This window comes from Vibrio sp. Vb1574, from assembly GCF_033338675.1.
This window is the reverse complement of sequence record NZ_JAWOTC010000222.1, coordinates 1-1,364: the sequence shown is the minus strand read 5'-3', so window position 1 is coordinate 1,364 and position 1,364 is coordinate 1. Positions and strand designations below refer to the sequence as shown.

At 43.8% G+C, this 1,364-nt stretch carries 2 protein-coding genes; both read right to left on the bottom strand.

Annotated elements, in window-relative coordinates; translation table 11 throughout:
* The coding region (locus R7O12_RS24995) for an MFS transporter (protein ID WP_318126749.1) at nucleotides 1-618 on the bottom strand (618 nt) is incomplete at its 3' end.
* 17 nt (nucleotides 619-635) lie between these two features.
* A complete protein-coding gene (locus R7O12_RS24990; protein ID WP_005456899.1) occupies nucleotides 636-1,226 on the bottom strand; it encodes a TetR/AcrR family transcriptional regulator in 591 nt (196 codons plus the stop codon).
* Nucleotides 1,227-1,364 lie beyond the last annotated feature (138 nt).

Genomic DNA, 1,364 nt, shown 5'->3' with positions numbered 1-1,364 from the left:
TTCAGGGGCACTTGCCGCAGCAAATGGAATCGAGCGACTGGATAAGTAACCGAGCAGGGCAAATAGAACCACGCAGAAAGCGGCCAGATACTTCGCGTTGTCAGCAGAAGCAATAATGCCTGCACCGAGCGTGCCGATAAGAATGGCGATAAATGTCCCGGCTTCAACCAAGGCATTGCCCGGTACCAGTTCCTTAGCGTTTAATTCCTGAGGAAGAAGCGCGTACTTGACGGGGCCGAAGAACGCGGATTGCGTACCCATTAAGAAAAGCAGCAGAAGTAAGACACCGTAGCTTTCTGTTATAAAGCCAACGGCGCCTAGCAGCATGATGGCGATTTCAAACAGTTTTACTTTGCGAATAAACCACGATTTCTCGTATTTATCCGCCAAAACTCCAGCAGAGGCAGAAAAAAGGAAGAATGGAAGAATGAATAATCCAGCTGCTAAGTTTATGAATAAATTACTAGAAATGGGTAATGCGCTAGAACCAGCGAAAGCGACAAACAGCAACAAAACGTTTTTAAAAATGTTGTCGTTGAAAGCGCCAAAAAACTGAGTAACAAAATAGGGCAGGAACTTTCTTTGCGTAAGCAAGGACGGCTGTCTGTCGGATGACATGGATAATCCTTTGTTTGTTACCAGTTCATGATGTAGTTAGAAAGCAAGTTACTGATTAACTCTTTACCATCTACAGGCTCACTTGAGAAAAACTTGTCATCAACGCTAAGAAGAGTAATGCCGTGTACGCCAGCCCATAGTACGCGACTCGCTTGAATGACTTCGGATTCCGTACGTTGAGGAGCGATTTGTGCGAGTAATGATTCGAGCATGCCTGTCATGCCATCAATACGTTTCGCATGCCATTCTGGAAGTTCGGCACCGTTCATGTTGTGTTCGAAAACCAATTGCCAACGGTAAGGATGTTTTTGCGCGAAATCGTGGTAGCAGTATGCAAGTTCAAAAAGTGCTTGATGAGCATCTTTACTGCTTTTTGTTGCATTTAGCGCTTCCTGCGATAACTCATCTAAAGTTTGAGCCACGGCATGAAGTAGCAACAAATTATAGTTACCAAAAATATTCACCAAGGTGCTTGGCACGTAACCAATCATGTTAGCGATCTTGCGAAGGCTAAGTTCGTGGTAAGAGTTCTCATCTAAAAAATTTTTGACCGTCGTTAAGGTCAAGTTAATCAACTCTTCTCTGGTGTGATCGTTTCTGCGCGCCATACTCTCAAACTGCTTTATTGAACAACGTTCAATATGATAGACAGCTACTTAATGAGCGTCAACCGCGCAATCACGTCAGAAGGCGACATGTTTGGCAATATTCTGATACATGTCAGACTCTTTAGATTGTTTTCATAA